The sequence below is a fragment of the Micropruina sp. genome, assembly GCF_027492755.1.
GTDB lineage: Bacteria > Actinomycetota > Actinomycetes > Propionibacteriales > Propionibacteriaceae > Micropruina.
Genome location: NZ_JAPUED010000024.1, coordinates 2,081 through 23,230 on the forward strand (window position 1 = coordinate 2,081; position 21,150 = coordinate 23,230).

Consider the following 21,150-nt stretch of genomic DNA (forward strand, 5'->3'; position numbering starts at 1 on the left):
GCCTGAGTGATCGCGCGTCCGAAAGTGGAACGAAAAGAACCGTCCCCGCGTACCGCGCGCCGTCCGAAGGTGGAACGAAAAGAACCGTCCCCGCGTACCGGGGACGGTTCCTTTGGTTCAGTGGAGCGGATCGAGCGCAGAAGCGTCAGCGCTTCTCGCAGGCGATGCCGTCCTTGTCGCGGTCGAGGCCGCGGTTGTAGCTCATCGCCTCGTTGTAGATCTTGGTGGACTTCTTGAAGTTCGTCACTCGCTTGCCGCTGGTCCTGTCCTTGGCGCCCGACTTGCCGACGCCATGTTTGTACTTCTTGTTCAGCGAGGTGCAGTTCTTGTACAGCTTCTTCTTTGCGGAGGTCTTCGCCGCCATCGGCAACGACACTGCGCTGACCTGAGGTGCGGCTTCGGCGACGGCCGAGTTCACCCCGCCCAGCGGCAGGGCCACCAATGTGCAGCCGACAACGACGGAAACAGCCCCGATGGCTTTACGCATGATTCTTGATTCCCCCCGGAATCCCAGTAGCAGCAGATCTTGTCGCTACGCGCCAAATTATATGGAGAATGCCGAGAATCATCCACCCCGGAATGTCACCCGCGCGAGTGACCACTGGCGAGTCGGCCTACAGCGCCGCCATTCAGCGGCTGGTGGACGGCGACGGCGCCGCACCACCGGATCCGGCGGGAGGCTGGGCGGCCGCGCTGGCCGAGCTCGAGGCGCGGGTGGTGGTGGTCGTCGTCCGGCGTCCGTTGTTGTTCGTCGGCAAGGCGGCGGTGTTGTCCGCGAGGACGACCAGTTCGCCGGCGGTGAGCCCCTTGGTGATCTCAACCCAGCCGGCACCCACGGCACCTGTGGTGACGTCGACGCTGCGGGCGGTCTCGGCCCGCGCACTGTCGACCACCTGCACGGTGCCGGTTCCGCTCCCGGTCGGGGTGAGGGCGGAGGCGGGCACTCGCAGCACGCCGGTGGCGGTCCGCACCGGAATGGTCACCGACGCCCGGGCGCCACTGGCCAGCAGTTGATTCGAATCGGCCACCGACACCGTGGTGGTGTAGGTCGGGGTGTCGCCGGCGGTGCCGCTGGTCTCGAGCGCACTGATCGCCGTCACCGTGCCGTGCAGCGTGGTGGCTGACCCGGCGGGGGAGACGCTCACCTGCTGTCCGGTCGCGATCAGGGTGCGGGTCTTCAACGGCAGTTCGACCTGCACCTGCGCGTTCCCGCTACCCACGATGGTGATCGACCCGCTGCTGGCCGAATCACCGGCTTTGAGATCGACGCTGCCGATGGTGCCCGAGATGGGCGCGACCAGCTCGGCATGGTCCAGGTCGTCCTGTGCCGACTGCAGGTCCTGTTCGGCCTGCAGCAGCTTCGCCTTCGCCGAGGCCACCTGGGCCGCGCTGACCTTCGGGGTGGTGCTGGTGCTGCTCGAGCCGGACGACGAACCGCCGCTCCCACCCGAACCGTTCGACGAACCCGAACCCGGTCGCTGGGTGGTCAGCTGCTTCACGGTCTGCTGCAGCGCGACCGTGGCCATCTGCACCTCGGCCCGCGCCGCTCCGCACGCCTTCAGTTGGGCAGTGGTCGGGTTGTTGCCTTCGATGACGTCCGCCTGGTTCTTCACGCTCGCCGACGGGCTGCCCGAGGCAGTGCCGGTCGGTGACTCGCTCCGCGTCACGGACGCCGAAGCGCTCGGGCTCGCTGACCCGCTCGGCTGATTCGACGGCGACGCCGAAGGACTGGGCTGGGCGGACGGCGTCCCGCTGGGCGACGGCGATGCGGACGGTTCCGGCGACGGTGCGGCACCGAACACCGGCGCGCACGCCTTCGACTCATTGCCGACCGCAGTGGTCACCCGCTGGGTGATCGTGAGCAGCACGGCCGGGTCGATGGTGACCCCGGTGGACGCCTTGCTCTTCGTAGCTGACGACCCCGATCCCTGGGCCTTGCCGGCCGACGTCCCGGTCCGGTTCGCGGACGTGCCGGTACTGGCGCTGGACGGGTGCTGGGCCGAATAGAGCGACGCCTTGGCCTGCGCCACCGACGTCTCGGCCTGCAACACCGCGAGCTGCAGCGGCCCCTTCTTCACCGTGGCCAGGACGTCTCCGGCTGTCACCGTGCTGCCGACGGAGGCCTGGACGCTGCTCACCGTGCCGTCCACGGCGAAGGATGCCGTGGAGGTGTTCGTCCTCGTCACAGTGCCTGACGTGGTGTAGGTCTGGGTGACGTCCCCGGTGCCGACGGACGCCGTCACGTACCGGGCACGTCCGGACGGCGACGCGAACGCCACGCCGACGCCGACCGCGGCCACCACGGCCAGGGCGCAGCCGGCGATGATCACCGCGCGGAGCCGCTTGTTCCGGACCATCATTCACTCCTCAATGCGTCGATCGGCGCCAGCTTCGCGGCGCGGGTGGCGGGGTAGACGCCGGCGACCAGGCCGATGCCCAGCGAGACGGCCAGGGCGATCAGGGTGGCCGGCACCGAGATGGCGACGCTGATGCCCAACGCCGGGGTGAGCACCAGGGCGCCGAGAATGCCGATGGCGACACCGAGCAGGCCGCCGAGCACGCCGAGGATGCCGGCCTCGACCAGGAACTGTTGCCGGATCACCGCCGGGGTCGCGCCGAGCGCTTTGCGCAGCCCGATCTCGCGGACGCGTTCGCTGACCGACACCAGCATGATGTTCATCACCCCGATGCCGCCGACCAGCAGCGAGATGCCGGCGATGCCGCCCAGCAGCAGCGTCAGCACGCCGGTGATCGAGGTGGCGGTCTGGACCAGCGACGCCTGGGTGCTGACCGAGAAGTCGGCGTTGTCGGCGGTGGTCTGATGCGCGGCGAGCAGCGCGGTGTTGACCTGCTGGTAGGCGGCGGACAAGCTGTCGCCGTCCCTGCCGGACAGGTAGATCGACGACACGCTGTTGGCGCTGCCCGAGGTCGACAGCCGCGCGGCGAAGGTGGTCAGCGGCACCACCACGGTGTCGTCCTCGTTGCTGGTCAGCGACGACCCGGCCGAGGCCAGCACCCCGATCACGGTGAACGACTGGCCGTTCACGCTCACGGTCTGACCGACCGGTGAGCCGTTCGGGAACAGCTCCTCGGCGGTGGTCGAACCGATCACCGCCACCGGTTGGGCCTGATCGAGTTCCTCGGTGGAGAAGAAGCGTCCGGCGTCCATCTCGCGGGCGCGGACGGTCTGCCAGGCCGGCACCGTCCCGGTCACCGTCGAGGTCCAGGTGGTGGACGCCGACTGCAGCGATCCGGACGTCGTCGACACCGGTGCGACGGCGGCGATGTCGGGCGCCACCGCCGGGTCGGCGAGCATGGCGGCATCGGCGGTGGTCAACGTGGAGACCGAACCGCCACCGCCGCGGAAACCGCCGGTCGAGGTCGACTGGCCCGGGGTGACGATGATCAGGTTCGAGCCGAGCGCACTGATCTGCGAGGTGATCTGCTGCTGCGCCCCTTGTCCGAGGCCCACGGTCAGCATCACCGCGGCGATGCCGATCAGGATGCCGAGCATGGTGAGCAGCGAGCGCATCCGGCGCGCGTTGAGCGCGGCGACCGCCGTCCGGACGGTCTCGGTCCACTCCATCACCGGTCGCCCACCCCACTGGAATCAGTCCCACTGGAATCAGTCCAGCTGGAATCCGTCGCGGTGAGCGGCTCGATCAGCGTGCCGCCCGACCCCTGAAAGGGGCGTTGTGCGGTGGTCGCGTTCGCCAATGCGTCGGTCGAGTTGAGCAGGCCGTCGCGGATGAACACCCGCTGCCGGGCGTGCTGGGCCACGTCGAGTTCGTGGGTGATCATCACGATCGTCCGCCCGCCGGCGTTGAGCTCGGCGAACAGTTGCAGGATCTCCTCGGTCGAGTGGGAATCCAGGTTGCCGGTGGGCTCGTCGGCGAGCAGCAGGGCCGGGTCGGTGACCAAGGCACGTGCGACCGACACCCGCTGCTGCTGGCCGCCGGAGAGCTCGCCCGGCCGGTGATGGACGCGATCGCCCAAGCCGACCCGCTCCAGCGCCACCGTCGCCCGTTCGCGGCGCTGGGCCGGGGCGACCCCGGCATAGATCAGCGGCAGTTCGACGTTGCGCAGCGCGGTCAGGCTGGGCAGCAGGTTGAACTGCTGGAAGACGAATCCGATCGTGCGGTTCCGCACCTGCGCCAGCTGCTTCTCGGTCATCGACCCGACGTCGTTGCCGTCGAGTTCGTAGCTGCCCGAGCTGGGCACGTCCAGGCAGCCGATGATGTGCATCAGGGTGGACTTGCCCGAACCGGACGGCCCCATGATCGCCAGGTAGTTGCCCTCGTCGACGGCCAGATCGATGCCACGCAACGCCTCGACCTGCACGACGCCGGTCGAATAGGTCTTGCGCACGTCGACCATGCGCAGCATCGGGGTCATCGTCCCGGCCTACCGTTGCCGCCGCCGGTTCCGCCGCCCGGGGGCTGGCCGCCGCCGAAGCCGCCCCCGAATCCGCCTCCACCGAAGCCGCCGCCCTGGCCCTGGTTCTGTTCGGCCCCGGTGCTGCTGGTGGCGCCCGGGCGGGTGAAGCTGATCTGCACGCTGTCGCCGGCGCTCAGGCCCTTGGTGATCTCGGTCGCGGTGCCGAAAACCCGGCCGGTGGTGACCTCGACGGTGGAGGTGGCGGTGCCGTCCACCTTGGTCACGACGCTCTTGCCGTTCTCGGTGCGGATCGCCGCGGTCGGCACGGTCAGCACGTCCGGATAGCTGCCGGTGGTGATCACGCCGGTCGCGGTGGTGCCCGAGAACAGGTCCTTGTGGGTGCCGGAGAGGTTGACCACCACGGGGAACGTGGCCGCGCCGTCGCTGGACGAGGTGGCCACGATCCCGACCGAGGCGACCTTGCCCTTGATCGCGTCCGTGCTGCCGGCGGGGGTGACGGTCGCCGCCTGGCCGGGCTTGAGGCTGCCCAGGTCGGCGCTGCCGACGGTGCCTTCGAGCTTCCAGGTCGCGGTGGAGATCACGCTGACCTGGGCCGTGCTGGATGAGGTGGAGGTGTTGCTGCTGGTCCCGGACTGGCTCGACGACCGGGCGGACGTGCCGCTGCCCGACGAACCGCTGCCGGAGCTGCCGCTGCCGGAGGTGCCGCCGCCCGAGACGCTGTCGCCCTCCTCGGCGGACACCGATGCCACGGTGCCGGCGATCGGGGAGCGCAGCACGGCGGCGGCCAGGTTCTGCTTCGCACTGGTCAGCGCGGCTTTGGCAGAGGCCACCTGGGCGTTCGCCGAGGTGATCGCCGCCGAGCTGCCGTCGTTGTCGACGACCTCGGAGTAGTTGGCGCGCGCAGTGGTCAGATTCGCCTCGGCGAGGTCGACCTGGTTGACCAGTTCGGTGTCGTCGATCCGGGCCAGCTTCTGGTTCTTCTTGACCGTGTCGCCGGCCTTCACATAGACGTGCGTAACGGTGCCCGAAACGGCGAAGTTGACGTCCGACTGCTTGCGGGGGGCCAGTGTGCCGTCCACGCTGACCGTCTGGGTCTGGGTGCCGACCGTGGCCTGGACAGTCCGGGTGAACGCCTGCGGCTGGGTGTTCCGGGCCGGGCGCAACAGCAGGAAGGCACCGAGACCGCCGGCGATCAGCACCACGACCGCGACGGACAACCACAGCCATTTCCGTCCGGACATCCGGAGACGGCGCTTCCTGGTGGGCGCCGCCGGTGATTCAGTCGACATCTGTATGGGCTCCTCGGCGATTGCTGCGTCGAAAAGCTAGGAGTCCAACCTGTGTGAGCGCTGTGTGGTCGCGTGCCGGACGCTGTGCCCGGAGGCCATCGCCCGTCCTGTGGTCACCGGGGACGGTTCCTTTGGTCACCAGGGACGGTTCTTTTGGTCACTGGGGACGGTTCTCTTGGTCACCGGACGCATCGACGATTGGTCGGAACAGTTGTCCCACGACCGGAAAGGCCGTGCCCAGCAGGCGATCGATAGGCTGCGGGCATGCAGCGACCAGATCCCGTCCGTGCCGTGGTGTTCGACTTCGACGGGTTGTTGGCCGACACCGAGAAGCCCTGGGGGGTGGCCGAGGCAGCCATGTTCACCACCCGCGGGCTGGTCTACGGCGATGCCGAGAGGCACCTTTTCCTGGGTGCGGCCTGCGAAGATGCCGCTGCGATCATGGCCGAGCGTTTCGGTGAGCCCTACCCGGATGTTCTGGCCGAGTTCGTGGGACGCGCTCGGGATGAGCTGACCGCCGGTGCTGACCCGATGCCGGGAGCCGTCGATCTGCTGAGCCAACTGCGGTTGCCGTACGCGATCGCGAGCAATACGCCGCGTGACCTGCTCGACCTGTCGATCGTCTCGTCCGGGCTGGCCGAACTGGTGCCGTTGTCGGTCTCGGCGAGCGAGGTTCCCGCTCCCAAGCCGGCGCCCGACGTCTACCTGCGAGCCTGCGAACTGCTCGGCGTCGCGCCGTCCGAGGCCGTTGCGTTCGAGGATTCCCGGACGGGCGCTGCCGCAGCTCGCGCCGCCGGCCTGTGGGTCGTGATGGTGCCGTCAGGTCCGCATGAGGCCGAGGATGCCCATCTGATCCTGGACGCCCTGAACCACCCGGATCTCGCGGACGTGCTGCCCACCGCTTGACCGATACGGCATATACTGACCCGCGATCGTGCTCCGGGGTCGGTGTAAGTCCGAACCGGCGGTGACAGTCCGCGACCCGCTGCTTGCAGCGGTTGATCCGGTGGAATTCCGGGACCGACGGTGAAAGTCCGGATGGGAGGCAGCACGAACGGCAGTTGTCGACGACGGCTGCCGTCGTAGGCGCATACTCTCTGCGCCGAACCCCGGACGCGCGCCCGCGGACCGGAGGATGACGATGAGCCAGCTGAGCCCCCAGCGTCGGCGCCTGCTTGCGCCCGCGCTGCTCGGCGTCGTTCTGCTCGCACTCTGGGCGCTGATCGCCGCCGCCGCGTCCCCGATGATGCTGCCCGGGCCGGGCGCCGTGCTGATCCGGCTGTTCGAGGACGCCGTCAGCGGCACGCTGTGGCCCTACTTGGCGGTCACCTTCGGTGAAGCGCTCGGCGGCTGCCTGCTCGGTTCGGTCGTGGCGCTGCCGCTGGCCGTGGCGATTCACCGCTCGGTGTGGTTCTCGGACGCCGTCCAGCCGTTCCTGGGCGCCACTCAGGCCATTCCGGCGATCGCGCTGGCCCCGCTGCTGGTGCTGTGGATCGGCTACGGACTCGTCCCGGTGATCGTGCTGTGCGCCCTGATCGTGTTCTTCCCGATCCTGGTGGCGGCCGTCGTCGGCCTGCGGATGGTCCCCCGCGACGTGGTGGACGCCGCCCGCAGCGACGGTGCCGGCAGTGTCGCCCTGCTGCGCTACATCGAGGCCCCGATGGCCCTGCCCGCACTGCTCGGCGGCTTCAAGAACGGCTTCGCGCTGAGCGTCACCGGGGCCGTGGTGGGCGAGATGGTGATGGGCGGCAACGGCCTGGGCACCGTGCTCACCGTGCAGCGGGACGCCGTCGACACCGCCGGCATGTTCGCCACCATCGCCTGGCTCTGCCTGATCGCAGCCGGCGCCTACTCGTTGATCACCTGGTGGGAGCGCCGCTCCGCCATCGTCGAGGCCCTGAACTGACCGGCCCCGAACCGAAGCCCTGAACCGAGGAGATACCCATGCACCGCCGAACCCTGCTGACCGCCGCACTCGCCCTGGGACTGGCCGGCTGCGCGCCCGCCACCGCACCCAGCAGCAGCCCCACGCCGTCCGCCCCGATCGCTCCTGCCGATCCGGTCCGGGCCACCATCGGGTTGAGCTACATCCCCAACGTGCAGTTCGCGCCGTTCTACGTCGGCGAGGCCAAATCACTGTTCTCCGACGTCGCCGCGCAGGTCAGCCTGCGCCACCACGGCGCCAGCGAGGGCATCTTCAACGCCCTCACCTCGGGTGCCGAGGACTTCCTGGTGGCTGCCGGCAGCGAGGCGATGCAGGCCCGGGCGCAGGGGGTGGACGTGATCGCCGTCGGCGCCTACTACAAGGCGTTCCCGGTCAACATCATCGTGCTGGGCAGCTCGCCGATCCGGAAGCTGGCCGATCTGAAGGGTAGTTCGCTGGGCGTGCCCGGACGCTACGGGGAGTCCTGGTTCGCCGTCCAGGCCGCCCTGCAGACCGCCGGGCTGACCGAGAAGGACGTCACCATCGTCGAGGTCGGCTACACCCAGGTGGCCGCGCTCACGCAGAAGAAGGTGGACGCCATCGTCGGCTTCAGCACCAACGAACTGGTCCAGTTGCAGTCCAAGGGCGCCGAGCCCAGGGCACTGCCGGTCGCGGACGGCACGGTGCCGCTGGTCAGCACCTGCCTGCTCACCTCGTCCGCCTACGCGGCGGCGAACCCCGAGGTGGTCCGCCAGGTGGTGGCCGCGACCAGCAGGGCGATCGAGGCGACTGCCGCCGATCAGAAGGCGGCGATCGACATCGCGGCCTCCCAGATCCCGGGCTGGACGGAGTCCGCTCGCCCCAACGCCGAAGCCGTCCTGGCCGCGACGATCGACCTGATGGAGTTGACCGACGGCCGCTTTCAGCCCGCCCTGGACGCCGCCCAATGGCAGGCGATGGCGTCCTTCCTTGCCAAGACGAAGTTGGTCGCAAAACCGGTCACCGCGCAGGACGCCTTCAGTAACGACTACGCAGGCTAGCGACTGGGCCAGATCCGCCGTTCGCCGGGACGACCGTGGTTCGTCGTCGCTCTTCTTACTCCACAATCCAGGCCGGCCGGCATCGGCCCGCTGATCGGGCTCCCTGGCAGCGCTTCGAAGGCCGATGGCAGGATGAGCCCATGCAGGGCGCGTTATCGGGGAAGTCGTTACGCGCCCTCACCTGGTTCGCGCCGATGCGGCACCGTTGTGGGCTCGGCGGCGCCTAGTGACGTCCCGTCGTAGTGCTGGGCACCTGGGCAGGGCTGATTCTGCCCGGGGTCCGAGCGCGGCCGGATTGCGGCTCGGCCTGGCCCGAGCCGTCGCGCTGACCTGCCTCGCCACCCTCATCCCGGCCCTGTTCCTGGCGTTCATCCAGCTGCCGCATCTACATCCGTTGTGGTTGGCGACCGTCGGCGGCGGGATCATCGGATTCAGCCTGCTGCTGCCCGTCTACGCCTGGTCGTTCGGTGACGTCCGCTGGCTGTGCGGAGCGTACGCGCTGGTCAGCCTGCTGGGGTTGGCCACCTGGGTCTGGGCGTGGACGAGTCCACTGAGGGCCAATCACGCGCCCTGGCTGTGGATGTGCGTGGGGATCGCCGCGGTGTGTGCGGCGATCGCGACCACGGTGCCACTCGGCTTCGTCTACACCGTTGTCTCGGCGCTGGTTTTCGGCGCCGTCCGGATGACCCGGTCCGGGGGCGATCTGAGCGCACTCGAGGCGATGCAGGACGTGCTGACGCTGCTCGTGCTGCCCACCGCGCTGCTGCTCCTGATCAGGTTCTTCGCCAACGCCGTCGACGAACTGGACGCCACCACCGCCGATTCGCAGCAGGTGGAGGCCGACCGGGCCATCGACCGCGCCCTGCACCAGCAGCGCACGGTGCTGGACGGGATCATCCACGACCGGGTGATGACGACGCTGGTGGCAGCCGTGCAGACCGATCAGTCGCGTGGTGAAGTGGCCGAGCTGGCCCGGACCGCCCTGGACGCGGTCGCCGACGCCGGCTCGGCGCCGGACGGCGCCCAGCTGCTCGATCTGCATCAATTGGCCAGGCTGATCGAGGACATGGTCGACCCGGTGTGCCCGCTGGCCGAAGTGATCGTCGACGCCTCCGGCGACGACCTCACGGTGACCGCGGCGGTTGCCAGTGTGCTCGGCCAGGCGGCGCGGGAGGCCGCGCTCAACGTCAGCCGGCACGCCGAGGCCGAGAACTGCACGATCACGGTGTCCGCCCGGATGGATCGCGGCGACCAGCAGGTACGGGTCGACATCCGCGATGACGGCAAGGGCTTCGACCCCGAGGATCTGCCCGAGAACAGGTTCGGCATCCGGGTGTCGATGCGGGAACGGCTGACCCACATCGGGGGCACCGTCGACATCAGCTCGCGTCCGGGCGAGGGCACCCGGGTCAGCCTGCTGTGGGTCGGACGCGAGCAGCGCAGCGCGGACGCCGCCGCCCGCCGCCGGGTCTCGCAGGCGCTGCGGTCGGTGCTGCGGGTGGAGGTGTTCGTCTTCCTGGTCTGGCTGATGGTGGGCGTCCAGGTGCTGGTGGGCTGGCTGGCCTCCTTGGGCGAGGACAGCGACTGGACGCCGGTCGCGCTCGGGCTGGCGGTGTTCGCCACCGCGGTCGCACTGTGGCGCGCGGGGGAGCGGCGGATCAGCAATCTCGGCGCGATCGTGGTGGTGCTCTGCCTGGCGGTGATCTCGGAGCTGGCGCATGTGCCGATGCCGGCCGTCCGTGGGCTCGGTTATGCGAGCTGGCACGGCACGGTCGTGATGGTGCTGTTGATCACCGTGCTGGTGCGGGGTCGCCGCGAGATCGCCTGGGTGGGGCTGGGTGTGTTCGTGGTGCAGGCGCTGGTCTGGACCTACGGCCACGACCTCGGCCCGTACGTCTTCCTGGACATCGTCTTCGGACCGCTGCTGTGGATGGTGCTGGCGACCCTGGTGGTCCGCGGCGTCCGGTCGATCGGCGAGCAGTTGGTGCGGGTGCGCAGTGCGTCACGGCAGAACACCCAGGCGATGGCCGAGAGTTTCTCGAAGCTGGTGCTGCGTGAGGTGTGGCTGGCGGAACTACGCGCCCAGATCGGGCCGCTGCTGCAGAACCTGGCCGATCCGGCCCATCAATTGAGTGCTGAGGAACGGGACGCCTGTCGCGTCCTGGAAGGCCGGCTGCGGGATGCCCTGCGCGCCGGAAATCTTGTTTCACAAGGGGTTTCGGACGCCATCCAGGCCGCCCGTGGTCGTGGTGTCGAAGTGGTGCTGGTCGACAATCGCGGGTCGCGGCTGCCGGAAACGGTGCGGCGCGAAACCCTGCGGCAACTGGAGCGGTTGGTGCGTGATTCGACCGGCGGACGAATCGTCGCCCGGACGGCGCCCGAGGGTTATGCCGAGGCTGTGACCATCTTGCGGGTCGACGCCGAACGTAACCTCACTACTATTGACGAGGCCGGAACAGTCACTGTGAGGAAGACATGACCGATACCCCCATCATCCGGACCGCGATCATCGACGATCACGAAGCGATCCGTTTGGGGATCGGGGCTGCCCTGCAGCAGCACGCCTCCGGGCATGTGCGGGTGGTCAGTTCGCACGAAGCGGTGGACACATTCCTGGCCGATTCGGTGGACGCCGACGTGGTGATGCTCGACTTGTCACTCGGCGACGATTCGGATCCCAAGGACAATGTCGAACGACTTGCCGAGGTCGGCTACCGGATTCTGGTCTATTCGATCGCCGACAACATCAGGCTGGTCCGGCGCGCATTGGCCGGCGGCGCCGACGGCGTCTGCCGCAAAGCCGAACCGATCGCCCAGACCATCGAGGCGCTCGCGGCGGTGGCCAACGGCCAGATGGTGCTCTCCCAGGAGATTCTGGCCGCCATCGAATCGGACACCAGCTATGTGGCGGCCAACCTCGGTCCGCGCGAGCGGCAGGTGCTGTCGCTGTATGTGGCCGGCCTGGAGATTCCCGAGGTCGCGCAACAGCTCTATATCACCGAGAACAGCGTCAAGGAATACCTGAAACGCATCCGGGTGAAATACACCCAGGTGAACCGTCCGGCGAACAACAAGCTGGAACTGTTCCGGCGAGCGATCGAGGACGGGATCATCCCGCCGGTGGAACGACGCAACTGAGCTTTCTAGTCGATCCTTGCCGTTGGTTGAGCTTGTCGGGTCTGTGGAGACCCTTGTCGAGGGTCGGTCGAGCCAGCCACCGTTGGTCGAGCTTGTCGAGACCTGGGCCGCGGCGGGACCGCGTCCGGACTCGTCGTCCGCGGAGGCTCGTCAGACCACGTCCGATTCTGAGGTCGTCTGAGCGTGACGAGGCAAGGCACCCCTCAGATCGGACGTAATCTGACGACCACCCCACGATGCGCGTCATCGTCCGAGCTCCGGGAGCCCTGATGCCCACTCGATGGTGGATCCCGCTGGACGGCGTCCGACCTGAGCGGGTCAAGCTGGAGCACGTCCATGCAGCGATCTCGTGCTGGTTCGATCGAACTGCTGAGCAGCATGCCGACGGTGTGAAACCGTATGCGATCTCACCACTCGCGCGCGGTGAGGACGGCCGGACCGGGTTCGAGGTATCGACACTGACGGCCTCCGCGGAGAGTCTTCTCGACATCGCGTCCGCACCGCCGGCGACCGTCCGCTTGGGCATCGACCGGGCAATTGTCGGGCGGCCGATATGCGTCGCGAACGAGAGTTGGGAAGCTCTGGCTCAACCCAGTGGTGCGGACAGTTGGGACTTGGAGTTCGTCACTCCGGTGACCTTCCGGCTTGGCAACCGTGCGTCACCGCTCCCGGTTGCGGGTGCGGTGCTGCGCGGACTGGTGGCCAGTTGGAATGCGCTCTCCGAACTCCCGGAGCGGGACCTCACCCGCCAGCACAGCGACGATGTCTGGGTGAGCGACATTCGCGGTGAAAGCCGGTGGATGACGCTCTCAGGCCTTCGTCTGTCGGCGTTCACCGGTCGGGTGGTCTACCGCTGCGACGTGCCGGGCACCCGTGACCTGGTCGACGCGTTGTTCAGGCTCGCACCCTATGCCGGGGTTGGCTCGGCCAAGGCCAAGGGCCTCGGTGTAACGCTGTTGCATCCCAACTCACATTGGGCACGCCGGACACGGTAATGGGATGGGATGGGCCAACTGCTGGGGTGCTCAATCAGTGCACGGTCGTTGGAGCCTGCCTGGGAGAATATCGTCGCCGACGGACGCAGGTTTTTTGGAGTCGCAGGCGAGGTACTCAACCGCGCCCAGCCTGATGACGCCCCGGGATTTGGGCTATCGGGTCTCGACAAGCTCGACCAACGGGCGGTTCAGTACCAGCCGGCTCCACGCTTGAACGCCCACGCCGCGCACGGCGTCCCGTAGCGCTCCTTGATGTACTTCAGGCCCCATTTGATCTGGGTGGCGGGGTTGGTCTTCCAGTCGTCACCCTCGCTGGCCATCTTGTTGGCCGGCAGGGACTGCGGAATGCCGTAGGCGCCCGAGGTCGGGTTGGTGGCGTTCCACTTCCAGTCCGATTCCTGGGTGAAGATCTTGTTCACGCAACTGAACTGGTCCTTGCCCCAGTCGTATTTGTCGAGCGCGATCTTCTTGGCGATGTCTTTCGGCGGAGTCTTCTTCGGGTCGTAGCCGAGCTTCTTCACCCTGTCGGCGTAGCGGATCGTCTTCTCGGCGGCGGCGCGCTGCTTCACGAAGTCGCCGGCCTGCAGGCTGCGTGCCCGGGCCGCGATCTCGGCCTGGGTCTTGGCCAGCGCAGCCTCTCGGCTGTTCACCGCCCGCGCGACGTCGGGCAGCAACTCCGGACGCTGCTGCTCGCGTGAGGTCTGATCGGTGCGCCCATCGCCGGACGGCGCGACGGGCGTCGGCGGATCCTGAGGCAATGGTGCGGCGTGGGCCGACCCGGTCATGCCGGCGCCGAGCGTCAGGGCAGCGACCACCGCGACGACGGGACGGATGAGTGACGGCACCAGTCGAGAGTGCCACACGAGACTGAGCGAATGAAGGTCGCGATCCCCGCCTTGAGGGAACGCTGAGGCTGTCTTGAGGTCTCGACCAGCTCGACCGGCAGTTAGGGCTAGAGGCCGCGCAGGAAGTCCGGGTCGTCGTCGGGGGCGCGCGGACGCTTGGGCGGCGGCTGGCGACGCTGCGGGCGTCCGGCGATCAGCCAGCCGATGGCGCCGACGCCGGGCAACAGGATGATCAGGGCGACCCACAGCCAGCGCGGCAGCAGACGGACGTGGTCGGGGTCGGCTTGAGCGACCTCGACGAGGCAATACACCACCAGCAGAGCCAGCAGCACCACCGGAAGCACTCGTCCCATGCATTCAATCTACCCGTTGTGCGCAGGGCTTCATGCCGCTTGGATCACCCCCTGGGGGTGGTTGTGCGGGCACCGTCCGGCGGTGTCAGTTGTCGCCGTTAGGGTGACTGATGTGCACACCCGGTTGATCAGCGGTCCGGCGGTTCCGGCTGCGATCGCCGAGGTGGTGCTGGCCGGGGGGCCACCGGTCGCCGTGGTGGCCGACGAGGCGTCCGTGCCGCCGTCCTGGGATCTCGCTCACAGCCCGCTCGAAGCGGACGCCGCGGTGCTGGTCGGCACCTCTGGGTCGACCGGCGAACCGAAGGGTGTGCTGCTCACCGCGGACGCGATCCGGGCCTCGGCTCAGGCGACGCACCAACGCCTGGGCGGCGCCGGTCACTGGGTTTGTCCGCTGCCGTTGCACTACGTCGCCGGCCTGATGACCGCGGCCCGTGCGGCGGTCGTCGGCACCCGGATCAGCGTGGTGCCGTCCGATCTGTCGGAACTGCCACTGCACGAGGGCCGCAACTACCTCTCCGTGGTCGCGGCCCAGTTGCACCGCGCCCTCGACGATCCGGACGCCGTGGCCGCGCTGACCAGCTTCGATGCCGTCCTGGTCGGTGGTTCCGCGATTCCGGCACCGCTGCTGGCGCGGGGCCGTGAGGTGGGCATCACCCTGGTCGCCACCTACGGCATGGCCGAAACCTGCGGCGGCTGCGTCTACGACGGGGTGCCGCTCGACGGCGTCCGCATTGATCTCGAAACCGACGAGCGGATCACCATCACCGCCGACAGCGTCTTCTCCGGTTACCGGCTGAACCCGCAGGCCACCGCAGCCGCGCTGGACTTCAGCGGCGCCGGCCGCACCCTGCGCACCCACGATCGGGGCCGCTGGTCCGACCGTCGGCTGCAGGTGCTCGGACGCCTCGACGACGTGGTGATCACCGGCGGAATCAACGTCGACCTGGGCCGGGCGCAACGTGCCGCGGACGCCGTCTTCGGACCCGGTGCCGTGGTGCTGCTCGGGGTGCCGGACGAGCGTTGGGGGACGGTGATCGCCGCCCTCACCGAACTGCCGCTCACCGTCGACGACTGCCGGGCTCGGCTGGCCGGGCGACTGGAGCCGTCCGCCATTCCGCGCCGGCTGCGCCGGGTCGCTGGCCTGCCCCGAACGTCCACTGGCAAGATCGATCGGCGGAGCCTGCGCCGGTTGTGGGCCGAAGGGAGCTGAGTGGCGACAACGAGTCAATGGCTGGAAGGTGCCCGCCTGCGGACCCTGCCGGCCGCCGTGTCCCCGGTGCTCGCCGGCAGCGGCATCGCCGCCTTCGAGGGCGACTTCTCCTGGCTGCTGGCGCTGCTCTGCCTGGTCGTCGCACTGGCGCTGCAGGTGGGCGTCAACTACGCCAACGACTACTCCGACGGCATTCGCGGCACGGACGCCGACCGGGTCGGCCCGATGCGGCTGGTCGGGTCAGGGGCCGCTGAACCCCGCATCGTGAAGCGGGCGGCGTTCAGCTGCTTCGGGGTTGCTGCCGTTGCCGGCTTGGCATTGGTCATCCTCAGCCAGCTGTGGTGGCTGCTGGCCGTCGGGGTCGCCGCGATCGCCGCGGCCTGGTTCTACACCGGCGGACGCCGTCCCTACGGCTACCTGGGGCTGGGGGAGTTGTTCGTCTTCGTCTTCTTCGGGCTGGTCGCCGTCGGCGGCACCGTGCTGGTGCAGGTGGGGGCGACGCCGCCGGCCACCTGGGCGGCTGCGGTCGCGATCGGTGCGCTGGCCTGCGCGATCCTGGTCGCCAATAACCTGCGCGATCTGGCCGGGGACGCCGCGTCGGGCAAGCGCACGCTGGCGACCCGGCTCGGCGATCGGGGCACCCGGTGGTTCTTCGCCGTGCTGGTGGTCGTCGCGCTCGCCGCCGTGGTGGCGGTGGCGGCGCTGACCACCTGGTGGGCTTTGCTCGGCCTGCTCAGCGTGGTGCTGCTGGCCGGACCCGTCCGGGTGGTGTTCACCGGCGGTGCCGGGCGTGCGCTGATCCAGGTGCTGAAGCTGGTCGGGCTGGGTGAACTGGTCGCGGCCGCCGGGCTGGCGCTCGGCCTGGTGATCGGAGCCTGAATGTCGGTTCAAGAGCGATTGTCGTCGGTCGAGCTTGTCGAGACCTCGGCTGGCATGGCAGCAACGAGGGGTTTCGACAAGCTCAACCCACGGGGGTCGTGTTGATCGCCGGTTCTCTCACCTTCGATGTGCCGCTGACAACGCGGTTCAGGGGTGTTACGCGACGGTCCGGGATGTTGGTCCAGGGGCCAGCGGGCTGGGGTGAGTGGAGTCCGTTCCCCGAATACGAGCGACCCGAGATCGACGCCTGGTGGCGGGCGGCAGTCGAGGCCGCTGTCGAAGGCTGGCCGGCGCCGGTGCGGTCCCAGGTGCCGGTGAACAGCATCGTCCCGGCCGTGGACGCCGAACGCGCGGGCGCCTTCGCGCTGGCCGGAGGGTGTCGGACGGCCAAGGTGAAGGTCGCCGAACGCGGCCAGGAACTGGCCGACGATCTGGCCCGGGTGGAGGCGGTGCGTGACGCGCTCGGGCCGTCCGGACGGGTGCGGATCGACGCCAACGGCGCCTGGGAGGTCGACGAAGCCGTCCGAGCACTGCGGGAACTGGCCCGGTTCGAACTCGAATACGTCGAGCAGCCGTGCGCCACCGTGGAGGAGTTGGCCGAACTGCGGGTCCGGCTCGCCCGGGCCGGCATCGAGGTGCCGGTGGCGGCCGACGAGTCGATCCGCCGCTCCGGTGATCCGGAACGGGTCGCCGCGCTCGATGCGGCGGATGTTGCGGTGCTGAAGGTGCAGCCGCTGGGCGGCGTCCGGCGCTGTCTGGAGCTGGCTGAGCGGCTGGGTATGCCGGTCGTGGTGTCGTCGGCGCTGGAGAGTTCGGTCGGCATCGCCGCCGGTGTCGCGCTGGCCGCCGCGTTGCCGGAACTGCCGTACGCCTGCGGGCTGAACACGGTCGCGTTGCTCGCCCGGGACGTGGTCGACGAGCCGCTGATCGCGGTCGATGGTGCGATCGAGGTGCGCCGGGTCGCCCCGAGCGGGGATGATTGGCGGGCAGCGGACGAACTGGACCGGTGGTGGCACCGGCGGCTGTCCGACGTGGAAGAGGGGATCAGGTGAGTTCGTCGCGGTGCGCCGGCACGATCGTGGCGCAGCTGTGCGCGCAGGGCGTGACCGACGCCGTGCTCGCCTCCGGCTCCCGCAGCGCACCCCTGGCCCTGGCGTTGGCTTCGGCTGAGGCCGAGGGAAGGCTGCGGCTGCACGTCCGCTTCGACGAACGCAGCGCCGGTTTCCTGGCGCTCGGCCTGGCGAAGGCGTCCGGACGCCCGGTGCCGGTGCTGACCACCTCGGGCACCGCGGTCGGCAACCTGCTGCCGGCGGTGATGGAGGCGCATCACAGCGGTGTTCCGCTGCTGGTGATCAGCGCCGACCGGCCCGCCGCGCTGGTCGGCGTCGGCGCCAACCAGACCACCGATCAGGCCCGGCTCTTCCAGCCCTTCGTGCGTTGGTCGGCACGGGTGTCCTCGATGGCGTCCGAGACTTCGTGGGCGGCGCAGACCGCGCGGGCCTGCGTACTGGCCGCCGGAGTGGGCAGCTGCAACCCCGGACCGGCACACCTGAACGTGGAACTTGATCAGCCGCTGGTCGGCGGCGAGGTGGCGCTGCCGGAGTTGGCTGCGGTGGTGCGGGAGTCTTCCGGGGGCTCTGTGGCGGCGCCGTTAGTGGCCGGCCCGCGCACGGTGGTGGTGTGCGGTGACGCACCGGTCGCCGTCGGACGGCAGGCGGCTCAGGTGGCCCGATCAGGAGGGTTTCCGCTGGTCGCGGAGCCCTCGAGTAACGCCCGGGACGAGGCGTTGCGGACCGGATCGTTGCTGCTCGGTTCGGCCTTGGCCGCCGAGGTGCAGCGGGTCGTCGTGTTCGGGCATCCCACCTTGTCCCGGTCGGTGAATCGGCTGCTGGCCAGGGACGATGTCGAGATCATCGTGGTCAGCGCCGCCCCGGAATGGCCGGACGCGGGGTGGCGGGCCACCCGGGTTGTGTCGGCTCTCGTTGCTGCCGAGCCCGACGATTCCGGCTGGCTGCGACGCTGGCAGGCGGCCGATGCTCTGCTCTCTGCGCGTGTGGACGAGTTGGTGGCTGGGCAGCCGGTGCTGACCGGCCCGGCTGTGGCGGCGGCCGTGGTGGCGTCCGTCGGGTCTGGCGTGCTGATGCTCGGCAACAGCCAGCCGATCCGGGACGCCGACCTGGCCACCGCGTCCTCGGTCACGCCGGATTGTTCGCACAGCGGCGGTGGCTCGCTGATTCAGGATGCTGAGGTGCTCCCCGGCACCGGTGCTCGGGTGTTCGCCAACCGCGGGCTGGCCGGCATTGACGGCACGGTCTCGACCGCGGTCGGTGTCGCGCTGGCATCCGGAGAACCCGTCACCCTGCTGTGCGGTGACCTGACCTTCCTGCACGACGCCAACGGCCTGGCCGCCGGGCTGGGCGAGCGCCGTCCGGATCTGCGGATCGTGGTCGCCGACGACTCCGGCGGCAGCATCTTCGCCACCCTCGAATACGGCGACGTCCGCTACGCCGATTCCTTCGAGAGAGTCTTCGGCACCCCTCCCGGCGTCGACCCGGTCCGCCTCGCCGAAGCCCACGGCATCCCCGTCCGCCGAGTGGAGGACGAGGCGTCCCTGACCGCCGCCCTGCACCGTCCGATCCAGGGCCTGGACGTCGTCGTCGCCACCATCGACCGTGCCGGCCGCCGAGCCCTGAACGCCCAACTCAACGCCCTCGCGAACCTCGTCGACTGATCCCTCGCAAGCCGTCATCCCGGCGAATGCCGGGATCTCCCGCGCCAGGCATTGGCCATCCGAGATCCCGGGTCGAACCCGGGATGACGCGTCCGGTGGTACGCGGGGACGGTTCCTTCGCTTTTGGGACGAGGGGACGGTTCTTTTCGTACCGGATGGAACGAAAAGAACCGTCCCTTCGTACCGCGCCAACCGTTGGTCGAGCTTCGAGACCCGCTCAGCAGCCCCCGAGAGCCGACGTCAGGTCGGCGATCAGGTCGTCGGTGCTCTCCAGGCCGATCGACAGCCGGACGAGGTCGTCGGGCGGACGGGCGTCTGCGGTGACCGGACGGTGGGTGAGTGCGGCGGGGTGCTCGATCAGGGAGTCGACGCCGCCCAGCGAGACGGCATGAGTGAAGACCCGGACGGCGGACGTCATCCGTCGCGCCGCGTCATAGCCACCCCGCAGCCGGATGGCGATCATCGCGCCGGGGCCGCGCATCTGTCGAGTGAGCAGCCCGCGCGGGTCGCCGTCCAGACCGGGGTAGAAGACGGTCCGGACGCCGGGCTGCTCACCTAGCCAGCGCGCGATTCGGCGCGCCGAATCCTGCTGGGTGCGGACTCGGATCGGCAGCGTCGTCAGTCCGCGGTGCAACAGGTAGCCGGCCAACGGATGCAGCAGCGCGCCGGTCAGGGCACGCACCTGGCGCAGGCCGCGCGCCGCCTCCTCGGAGCAGGCGATCACCCCGGCCACCACGTCGCCATGGCCGCCGAGATACTTGGTGGCGCTGTGCAGCGACATCGTCGCGCCCCACGCCAGCGGGTTCTGCAGCACCGGGGTGGCGAAGGTGTTGTCGACCAGCACCGGGACGCCGCCGGCCTGCGCGACCACCGCCGCGATGTCGACGAGTTCCACGGTCGGGTTCGCAGGCGATTCGATGACCACCAGTCCGGTGTCCGGGCGGAGGTGCGCGGCGACGTCCGTCTCGGCGCAGAAGGTGGTGTCGGTGCCCAGCAACCCCGACGCGAGGAGGTGATCGGTGCCGCCGTACAACGGGCGCACCGCGACCACATGGTGCTTCGAGGTCAGTGCGGTGGTCGCCAGCACGGCAGCCGTGGTCGCCGCCATGCCGGACGCGAACGCCACCGCAGCCTCGGCGCCCTCCAAAGCCGCCAACGCCTCCTCGAAGCGGGCGACCGTGGGATTCCAGAGCCGGGCATAGACGAAGCCGCCGTCAGGCAGCGGACGGCCCCCGGTCGCCATCGCCTCGTAAGAGTCACCGCCGTGCTCGACATCGGGCAGTGGATTGGTGGTCGACAGGTCGATCGGCGGCACATGCACCCCGAGCGCGGCGAGATCATCACGACCGGCGTGCACGGCCAGCGTCTCGAAAGAGGTCCCCGCCATAGGTCTCAGATTGCCGGAAACGATGGGTTCTGCACCTAGGCTCCGCAGAAGAAGCGGCCGATGTGTGGAAACTCGCAATTTTCGCCACCGATAGCAGCGAGATGAACGGAGGTCATTGATGAAAACGCAAGGCGGCGAGGCCAGCCTGGATGCCACCGACCGGGCGATCCTCGCGGCCGTCGTCCGGGACGCCGAGATCACCAACAAGGCGCTGGCCAACCGCCTGGGGCTGGCCGAGTCGACCTGCGCTCATCGACTGCGCCAGCTGCGTGAGCGCGGCGTGATCACCGGCAGTCATGTCGATCTGGACCATGCCGCGCTGGGGTATCCGCTGCAGGCTGTGGTGTCGGTCCGGATGGGCAGCCACAGCGAGCAACTCGTCGAGGAGTTCTTCGACGCCATCACGGCCACCCCGCAGGTGCTGCAGGTGTTCCACCTGGCCGGCAGCTCCGACTTCCTGGTGCACGTCGCCGTCGCGGACGCCGCCGAACTCCGCGACATCGTGCTGCGGCACATCACCGTCCACCGCGGCGTCCGGCAGACCGAGACCCACCTCGTCTTCGAACAACGAACCGGCCCCGGAACCGTCAGCAATCGATAGCGGCACGGTGGCCACGGGACGGCTGCTTTGGCGACCCTGGTACGCGGGGACGGTTCTTCCGGTACGCGGGGACGGTTCTTTTCGTACCGCTCCTAGCCCGCAAATGGAACGAAAAGAACCGTCCCCTCGTACCAGGGCGGCCTGCCCGACGGCCCTTCGGTCCACTCAGCCCCAAAGTGACCAGGAGAACCGTCCCGTCGTTCCACCTGGCCCATGAAAGTGGGACGAAAAGAACCGTCCCTTCGTACCGCTTGTGGGACGAAAAGAACCGTCCCTCCGTACCGGGTTCAGCTCAGGGTGCGCAGCCAGCGGCGGACGTGCCAGGTGGCCTCGACATCGTCCTCGTTGTATTCCAGGACG

19 protein-coding genes and 1 riboswitch are annotated in these 21,150 nt (G+C 69.1%); of the genes, 11 read left to right on the plus strand and 8 right to left on the minus strand.

The window, feature by feature from the left end; all coding sequences use genetic code 11:
- Positions 1–145: 145 nt before the first annotated feature.
- The 5 genes from Q0066_RS01400 to Q0066_RS01420 form a co-directional block, all read right to left on the minus strand.
- Entirely contained in the window at positions 146–487 is a 342-nt protein-coding gene (locus Q0066_RS01400) for an excalibur calcium-binding domain-containing protein (RefSeq protein ID WP_298129328.1), read from the minus strand.
- A gap of 142 nt (positions 488–629) precedes the next feature.
- Complete coding sequence (locus Q0066_RS01405; protein WP_298129330.1) at positions 630–2,357, minus strand: HlyD family efflux transporter periplasmic adaptor subunit; 1,728 nt, start codon at positions 2,355–2,357, stop codon at positions 630–632.
- The gene (locus Q0066_RS01410; protein WP_298129367.1) at positions 2,357–3,586 is read right to left on the minus strand and encodes an ABC transporter permease; all 1,230 of its coding nucleotides are present in this window, start codon (positions 3,584–3,586) and stop codon (positions 2,357–2,359) included. Before Q0066_RS01410 ends, Q0066_RS01405 begins: the two co-directional genes overlap by 1 nt.
- Positions 3,586–4,395: an ABC transporter ATP-binding protein gene (locus tag Q0066_RS01415; RefSeq protein WP_366521489.1), complete on the minus strand. Its 810-nt coding sequence runs from the start codon at positions 4,393–4,395 to the stop codon at positions 3,586–3,588. Before Q0066_RS01415 ends, Q0066_RS01410 begins: the two co-directional genes overlap by 1 nt.
- Positions 4,392–5,687 carry a biotin/lipoyl-binding protein gene (locus Q0066_RS01420; RefSeq protein ID WP_298129331.1) on the minus strand — a complete coding sequence of 432 codons (1,296 nt, stop codon included), beginning with the start codon at positions 5,685–5,687 and terminating at the stop codon, positions 4,392–4,394. The genes Q0066_RS01415 and Q0066_RS01420 overlap by 4 nt, the downstream gene beginning before the upstream one ends.
- 264 nt (positions 5,688–5,951) lie before the next feature.
- Between Q0066_RS01420 and Q0066_RS01425 the strand changes: the two genes are divergently transcribed.
- The 6 genes from Q0066_RS01425 (at position 5,952) to cas6 (ending at position 12,784) form a co-directional block, all read left to right on the plus strand.
- Entirely contained in the window at positions 5,952–6,593 is a 642-nt protein-coding gene (locus tag Q0066_RS01425; RefSeq protein WP_298129333.1) for an HAD family phosphatase, read from the plus strand.
- A 24-nt stretch (positions 6,594–6,617) separates the two neighbouring features.
- A riboswitch (FMN riboswitch) is annotated at positions 6,618–6,743 on the plus strand.
- An 85-nt stretch (positions 6,744–6,828) separates the two neighbouring features.
- Complete coding sequence (locus tag Q0066_RS01430) at positions 6,829–7,593, plus strand: ABC transporter permease (RefSeq protein WP_298129335.1); 765 nt, start codon at positions 6,829–6,831, stop codon at positions 7,591–7,593.
- A 38-nt stretch (positions 7,594–7,631) separates the two neighbouring features.
- Positions 7,632–8,651, plus strand: a complete 1,020-nt coding sequence (locus Q0066_RS01435) for an ABC transporter substrate-binding protein (protein ID WP_298129338.1) — start codon at positions 7,632–7,634, stop codon at positions 8,649–8,651.
- 226 nt (positions 8,652–8,877) lie between these two features.
- Positions 8,878–11,130 carry an ATP-binding protein gene (locus Q0066_RS01440; protein WP_298129340.1) on the plus strand — a complete coding sequence of 751 codons (2,253 nt, stop codon included), beginning with the start codon at positions 8,878–8,880 and terminating at the stop codon, positions 11,128–11,130.
- Positions 11,127–11,789 carry a response regulator transcription factor gene (locus Q0066_RS01445; RefSeq protein WP_298129342.1) on the plus strand — a complete coding sequence of 221 codons (663 nt, stop codon included), beginning with the start codon at positions 11,127–11,129 and terminating at the stop codon, positions 11,787–11,789. The genes Q0066_RS01440 and Q0066_RS01445 overlap by 4 nt, the downstream gene beginning before the upstream one ends.
- A 269-nt stretch (positions 11,790–12,058) precedes the next feature.
- Entirely contained in the window at positions 12,059–12,784 is a 726-nt protein-coding gene (cas6, locus tag Q0066_RS01450; protein WP_298129345.1) for a CRISPR system precrRNA processing endoribonuclease RAMP protein Cas6, read from the plus strand.
- A gap of 188 nt (positions 12,785–12,972) precedes the next feature.
- On the opposite strand, the gene Q0066_RS01455 is transcribed toward cas6, so the two are convergent.
- The gene (locus tag Q0066_RS01455) at positions 12,973–13,629 is read right to left on the minus strand and encodes a transglycosylase SLT domain-containing protein (RefSeq protein WP_298129347.1); all 657 of its coding nucleotides are present in this window, start codon (positions 13,627–13,629) and stop codon (positions 12,973–12,975) included.
- A gap of 107 nt (positions 13,630–13,736) precedes the next feature.
- Positions 13,737–13,982 (minus strand): PLDc N-terminal domain-containing protein, encoded by a 246-nt coding sequence (locus tag Q0066_RS01460; protein ID WP_298129349.1) that lies wholly within the window; start codon positions 13,980–13,982, stop codon positions 13,737–13,739.
- 112 nt (positions 13,983–14,094) lie between these two features.
- Here Q0066_RS01460 and Q0066_RS01465 point away from each other — a divergent pair, with 112 nt between their 5' ends.
- The 4 genes from Q0066_RS01465 (at position 14,095) to menD (ending at position 18,802) form a co-directional block, all read left to right on the plus strand.
- Positions 14,095–15,192, plus strand: a complete 1,098-nt coding sequence (locus tag Q0066_RS01465; RefSeq protein ID WP_298129350.1) for an AMP-binding protein — start codon at positions 14,095–14,097, stop codon at positions 15,190–15,192.
- Positions 15,193–16,071, plus strand: a complete 879-nt coding sequence (locus Q0066_RS01470; protein ID WP_298129352.1) for a 1,4-dihydroxy-2-naphthoate polyprenyltransferase — start codon at positions 15,193–15,195, stop codon at positions 16,069–16,071.
- A 104-nt stretch (positions 16,072–16,175) separates the two neighbouring features.
- Entirely contained in the window at positions 16,176–17,123 is a 948-nt protein-coding gene (locus Q0066_RS01475; RefSeq protein WP_298129370.1) for an o-succinylbenzoate synthase, read from the plus strand.
- Positions 17,120–18,802, plus strand: coding sequence for a 2-succinyl-5-enolpyruvyl-6-hydroxy-3-cyclohexene-1-carboxylic-acid synthase (gene menD / locus Q0066_RS01480; protein ID WP_298129354.1), 1,683 nt, complete (start codon positions 17,120–17,122; stop codon positions 18,800–18,802). Before Q0066_RS01475 ends, menD begins: the two co-directional genes overlap by 4 nt.
- A gap of 217 nt (positions 18,803–19,019) precedes the next feature.
- Here menD and Q0066_RS01485 read toward each other — a convergent pair whose 3' ends face one another.
- Positions 19,020–20,189 carry a PLP-dependent aspartate aminotransferase family protein gene (locus Q0066_RS01485; protein WP_298129356.1) on the minus strand — a complete coding sequence of 390 codons (1,170 nt, stop codon included), beginning with the start codon at positions 20,187–20,189 and terminating at the stop codon, positions 19,020–19,022.
- Positions 20,190–20,307: 118 nt separating this feature from the next.
- Here Q0066_RS01485 and Q0066_RS01490 point away from each other — a divergent pair, with 118 nt between their 5' ends.
- On the plus strand, positions 20,308–20,790 hold the full coding sequence (locus tag Q0066_RS01490) for an Lrp/AsnC family transcriptional regulator (protein ID WP_298129357.1): 483 nt from the start codon (positions 20,308–20,310) through the stop codon (positions 20,788–20,790).
- Positions 20,791–21,150: the final 360 nt, after the last annotated feature.